Origin of the sequence: Sulfuricurvum sp., from assembly GCF_049305995.1 — a bacterium.
Classification (GTDB): Bacteria; Campylobacterota; Campylobacteria; order Campylobacterales; family Sulfurimonadaceae; genus Sulfuricurvum.
This window is the reverse complement of sequence record NZ_JBAQPS010000029.1, coordinates 1-4,818: the sequence shown is the minus strand read 5'-3', so window position 1 is coordinate 4,818 and position 4,818 is coordinate 1. Positions and strand designations below refer to the sequence as shown.

The 4,818-nt window shown below is 44.6% G+C and carries 4 protein-coding genes and 1 pseudogene; all 5 read left to right on the top strand.

What is annotated here, in order from left to right; all coding sequences use genetic code 11:
• On the top strand, positions 1-264 hold a 264-nt coding region (locus tag WA010_RS00980), incomplete at its 5' end, for a hypothetical protein (protein WP_422555310.1).
• 236 nt (positions 265-500) lie between these two features.
• Positions 501-899 carry a type II toxin-antitoxin system PemK/MazF family toxin gene (locus tag WA010_RS00975; RefSeq protein ID WP_422555309.1) on the top strand — a complete coding sequence of 133 codons (399 nt, stop codon included), beginning with the start codon at positions 501-503 and terminating at the stop codon, positions 897-899.
• 112 nt (positions 900-1,011) lie between these two features.
• A complete protein-coding gene (locus tag WA010_RS00970) occupies positions 1,012-3,999 on the top strand; it encodes a DEAD/DEAH box helicase (RefSeq protein ID WP_422555308.1) in 2,988 nt (995 codons plus the stop codon).
• An 86-nt stretch (positions 4,000-4,085) separates the two neighbouring features.
• The gene (locus WA010_RS00965; RefSeq protein ID WP_422555307.1) at positions 4,086-4,553 is read left to right on the top strand and encodes a CZB domain-containing protein; all 468 of its coding nucleotides are present in this window, start codon (positions 4,086-4,088) and stop codon (positions 4,551-4,553) included.
• Positions 4,554-4,562: 9 nt separating this feature from the next.
• A pseudogene (rumB, locus tag WA010_RS00960) lies at positions 4,563-4,818 on the top strand (23S rRNA (uracil(747)-C(5))-methyltransferase); the annotation flags it as partial.

Here is a 4,818-nt window from a genome sequence, read left to right as displayed (position 1 = left end):
CCACTCCAAGCGAATAAAAATGCTTTGATTAAAGCACTTAAAAAAGGTATCAAGCAATATTTGAAAACGAACGGTAAAATGCTACGATATACCATTCATCACCATTGCAGTGCGTCCAGTTCAAATTTACAAATTATCGACTATATAGGATGGGCGATTAATCGAAAATATGAGCATAACGATTCGAGCTATTATGAAATGATTAAACAGTATTTGTTGGAAGAAGAGGTTATGACAAAAGACAGAGTGGAAGTTCATTATTAAATGACCCATGCTACCTATCCGAAGAAGCCTCCCTTGGAGTCTTGTCAGTAGCTGGGAACCTTTGGATGATATTATATCGAATATTTTGAAATTTTTAGTTAAAACAAGAAAATGGGTCAGGCTAAATTAAAATGAGCAAAGATGGGGATGGATACCGTATCAAGTACGGTATACAAGGCAATCACGATATAACGGAGCAAGAAAAAACGAGGCTGGATTAAAATGAAGGGGAAAGTGTGAGTAAACGATTCGATGAATGGAATGAGATCAAGAAAACGGCAGAAAGCAACGAAAAAATCGCCAATTTTCGGCAAAAAGAGATTTTTGTGACGAATATCGGTGAAAATGTCGGATTTGAACAAAACGGTAAAGGTGAGCAGTTTTTGCGTCCCGTTCTCGTCTATAAGAAATTTAGCTCACGACTCTTTTTAGGTATTCCGCTGACCAAGACGGTACGAGAAGGTATTTTCTATCACAGTTTCGAGTTTAAAGAAGGTATCAACAGCACTGCGTTATTAAGCCAAATTAGATTGTTCGATGCAAAAAGATTGCACTATCGTGTAGGAATGATAAACAAAGAGGATTTTGAGCTTGTAAAAGGGAAGTTAAAAGCGTTGTTAGAAGTTACCCCTTGAAAACAAGGGGAGCGCATAAAGCGATTTATGAAAGTATTATAGCACAAAATGCAAAAAGTGCGACACTGTCGCACTAATGTTAAGTTAAAATAATGAGTGGAGCACTAAAATAATGTCACAAGCACGATGGTATGAGTACCTAAAAAATAACCCGAAAAATCGCCCTGAAATTCTCCTCTGCGAGGATGCCAAAGAAGCATCGGAACTGAGCGATGTTTCGACCTTTTTAGAGGTGAGCCATATCGTACTACCCGATTTTCGTGCAACCTATATGGACGACTTACGCCCGTTTTCTGAGGAGCTTTTTGCCCTCTTCGCCGCACTCAGAACGTACTATACGGCGTCCAAAAAACCGCTCCTTATTGCACCTCTTAAAACCCTCCTTTTCCCGATGCCTGATCCCTCATTGCTTCAAAGCGAGACCATCGAGTTCGCTTCAAGGATCGATTTGGGGGCGTTTAAAGAGAAGCTGATCCACTGGGGATACACCTTTGTCGATATGGTGGAGATGGAGGGGGAGGTATCCCATCGCGGTGACATCCTCGACATCTATGTCCCTAATCAGAGTAACCCGTACCGCATCAGCCTATTTGATGATGAGGTCGAAGAGATCAAAGCGTTCGATGTCGAAACGCAACGCACCGACAAAGAGGAGTTAGCGAGTATCGAGGTAACAAGTGCCTTTTTCTCTCTCGATGGACAGCAGTATAAACATTTCGAAAAAGCGATAGCTCAGGCGCAAAGTGACAGTTTTGTGAAAGACATCGCCTCGCTCGGTTTTTGGGTATTGGGAGAGCACGGCATTGATCTGTGCGAAGGCAAAAAGGTCGCCCGTATCCGTGAGATGAAAAGTGTCCTCGATGAAGCGTACGGTCTTAATCAGCCTGTATTGCCACGCGAACGATTGGAAGTAGATATTCTCCCTGAGTCGGAGCGCTACACACCATTGGGGGGTGGAAATTTCGAGACTCTCCGAAGTGTCCATAAAGCTAAAAAATTCACCCTGATCGCCGCGAGCGATACGCAGCTCAAAGCAGCGGGGATTTTTGAGCTTAAAGGGATCACGGTAAAAACTTCAGGCTTGGTTCTCAACTTGATCGGGCCTGATGAGATTATATTCTCCCTTAACCGCCATGAGAAAAAACGGCGGCGTCGTCGTACCTCCATTCTCCTCGATGATCTGAAAGTGGGCGATTACGTCGTCCACGAAGAGTACGGAGTAGGGATATTTGTCGGGATAGAACAGGCAGAGATTCTCGGCGGGATCAAAGATCTCGTCGTCATTAAATATATGGGGGATGACAAGCTTCTCCTCCCCGTTGAAAACCTTGATGCGATCGATCGCTATATCGCCTCAGGTAGCCTCCCCGTACTGGATCGTTTGGGCAAAGGGAGCTTCGGCAAGCTCAAAGAGTCGGTCAAAGCGCGACTGTTCGAGATTGCTTCGGAGATTGTGGGAATCGCGGCGAGCCGTGCCCTTATCAAAGCCTCAGTTATCAATGTCGATGCGGGGGAACTTCGCCGTTTCCAAGCAGAATCGGGATTCGATTATACCCCTGACCAAGCGAGTGCGATTAGCTCCATCGTACGTGACCTCTCTTCGGGGCAGATTATGGATCGGCTCCTCAGCGGCGATGTCGGTTTCGGGAAAACCGAGGTGGCGATGAACGCTATTTTTACCGCCGCAAAAGGGGGGTATCAGTCGCTCCTCGTCGTTCCGACGACATTGCTCAGTTCTCAACACTTTCAATCCCTCAAAACCCGCCTTGCACCGTTCGGGTTTCGGGTCGCGAAACTCGATCGTTTTGTCAGCACCAAAGAGAAAAATGCGACGCTGAGAGCGTTGGAAGCGGGAGAACTGGATTGTGTCGTGGGAACCCATGCACTATTTGGAGTGAGCTGTGCGAAGCTGGGGATTGTCATCATCGATGAAGAGCACAAATTCGGGGTGAAACAAAAAGAGAAACTCAAATCGCTCTATGAGAACGTCCATCTCCTCAGCATGAGTGCGACACCGATCCCTCGTAGTCTCAATCAAGCCCTTAGTTCGATTAAGACGATGTCTGAGCTTCTGACCCCTCCATCGGAGCGTTTAGGGGTACGGACGTTTGTGAAAAACTACGATGAGAAACTGATCAAAGAGGTAATCTTACGTGAACTCCGACGCGGCGGTCAGGTGTTTTATGTCCATAACTCGATCGATTCAATGATAATCAAATCGGGTGAGCTTAAAGCGATTCTGCCGGAGTTGCGTATCCTCATCCTCCACTCCCAAATCAGTGCGACCCAAACCGAAGAGGAACTCGCCAAATTCGCGGGCCGCGAATACGATGTACTCCTTGCCACCTCGATCATCGAATCGGGTATCCACATGCCGACGGTCAACACGATGATCATCGACGGGGCGGATCGTTTCGGGATGGCGGATTTGCATCAACTGCGCGGTCGGGTCGGACGGGGGCACACCGAGGGGTACGCCTATTTTATCGTCGATGACAAAGACCACCTCACCGAAGAGGCGAAAAAACGTCTGGTCGCCCTCGAATCCAATTCGTTCCTCGGAAGCGGTTCGATGCTGGCGTATCATGATCTCGAAATTCGCGGAGGGGGAAATCTCGTCGGAGATGCCCAAAGCGGTCACATCAAAAACATCGGTTATGCCCTCTATCTGCGGATGTTAGAAGATGCGATCAAACTCCTCACCAACCAATCGACGGCGGTACGGGCGAAAGTGGACATTAAACTCACCGTCAGTGCCTTTATCAGCGATGAAATCGTCAGTGAAGATCGTCTGAGACTTGAGCTCTATCGCCGCCTCAGCCAGTGTGAATCTCCGAGTGAAATTTACGAGATCGAAGAAGAAGTGGGAGATCGGTTCGGTAAACCCGATACGCCGACGAAACAGTTTTTTGAGATTATGGTGATCAAACTGCTCTGTATCGAGAAAAAGATCAAAATGGTGAGTAACTACAACCAAAACATTACGATTGAGTATACGAGTGGTGTGAAAGAGACACTACAAAGCAAGAGCAAAGACGATGATGATCTGATTGCAAGTGTTTTGCACTATCTACGTACTACTAAACTGAAAGTTTTTTAATGCAAAAGAATAGTTATAAAATTTCATGCTTTTTTTGTAATACAAGGTTGATATAATGGTATTTTATTTTCAGTGGGGAGAAAGCTTTGGATAAGTCAGTTACATTGCAATTGCTCGGTGATGCAAAAAAAGCACATGTTAAGTGGGTACAACGCGCAAAATTATTAATTGAGGGCCTCCCGATTGATGAAAGTGCAATCCCATTAAATTGTACAGATTGTTCATTTGGACAATGGTTTTACAGTGAGGGGCAAAAACTCAATGCGCTTGGTAATATGACTTGTCTCGGAGATATCGAAAAAGCTCATTTTGTATTACATGATCAATACATGAAGATTTTTAAAATCTATTTTTCGGACACTGATCGTTCCTTCTTTTCAAAACTGTTTAGTTCTAAAAAAAAGGTTACTGAACAAGAAAAAGAGATGGCTAAAGAACATTTTATTAAGCTTCAGACTGCTTCAGATGAAGTGCTTGATCATATCGGTAAATTGGAACGTCGATTGTATGCTATTCCTCAAAGCTCGTTTGATGCAAATGAAACAGGAATTTAATCTTATTAAATGAGCTTTTGTTCTTACTTTGATACCTATCAATGTCGTTCATGTGGATGGATTGATTACCACTATGCCGAACAGTTAAAACTTAAAAATGATCATCTTTATGCTCTTTTAAATTCGTATCAACCTCGTGATTGGCTCAAGCCTGTCACATCACCACTCAAGGGGTTTCGAAATAAAGCCAAAATGGTAGCTATTCCGACATATGATGGGGTAGTGCTCGGAATTTCTGAGGAAGTGAGTTTGGTTGAATGTCCGT

Excerpts from the sequence above, each read along its gene's own strand:
- WA010_RS00970 (WP_422555308.1), top strand. The coding sequence starts at position 1,012 with ATGTCACAAGCACGATGGTATGAGTACCTAAAAAATAACCCGAAAAAT.